We start from the raw sequence: 882 nt of genomic DNA, 5'->3' as shown, positions 1-882 counted from the left end.
TCCGAAAAAGCCGCATCTGTCCGTCGCGCGCTTGCTCGCACAGCGTCAACAGCCCAAGACGCCCTCCCTGAAGCGGGGGGAACGGCGTCCGATGATTTGCCACGAATCGTGACCTTCACAGCCATGCAGTTAAACCACTCGGGCAGAGTGACTCTCTTGGGCGGCCCCGTTTACAGAGTGGGAAAGCGAAAGTCGATGAATAGTCGTGGCTCACTAGAAAATAAGAAGGCAATTGCCTATCGTAGGAATCTGTACAAACGCGAATGGACTCGATTCGAAAATGCGTTACGGCAGTTGGGCCTGCATGCTCATTTTCAACCTTTGTCTGCTGAAGAGTCGTTAGATACGGAGAAGAGGGCGCGAGAGGAAATCACAGTCTCGCAGCCAACGAGCACGACTGACTCAGTGAAGGCTCATTCAATAAGAGACCTCGAACCATCGATAAATCAATATCTTTCAGCTGTTGGCAAACATCCGCTAGTAGTATGGCTATTGAATTCGAATGGTTTGCTATTTGAAGCAACAGAATTGAACGTGAACGATCTCGCTGCGCTGATCCAGTATGACGGAGATACTGTAGTAGTGTGCCAGCACGATTTCGGTACTTGGCTTGTACTCGACGATAATGACGACGAAATCTATGGGCATTTTTTCGAAATGGCAGTTAGATTGGGTGATGGCAAATCGCCCTCTGACGAATAGCTTCAAAGAGTGGAATTGTAAATAGAGGCGGCCGACTCGGTGACATGGATGCCGCTAGTGGTCTAGAGTGAAAGTCCTAATACTGTTTCTGGGCGATCGATGGCATCCTACTCATCTGTCTTGAGTTTCGCCGATGAGTTGATGACACGATGCCACGCTGCACCCCGATTCCCGTTTCCC

The 882-nt window shown here is 50.0% G+C and carries 1 protein-coding gene; it reads left to right on the top strand.

Annotation, left to right across the window (positions count from 1 at the left end):
• On the top strand, positions 1-702 hold a 702-nt coding region (locus CKO23_RS24920; protein ID WP_207168698.1), incomplete at its 5' end, for a hypothetical protein.
• Between the last annotated feature and the right edge of the window lie 180 nt (positions 703-882).

Origin of the sequence: Thiocystis violacea, from assembly GCF_016583565.1 — a bacterium.
Lineage (GTDB): Bacteria > Pseudomonadota > Gammaproteobacteria > Chromatiales > Chromatiaceae > Thiorhodococcus > Thiorhodococcus violaceus_A.
This window is presented reverse-complemented; position numbering and strand designations above follow the sequence as displayed.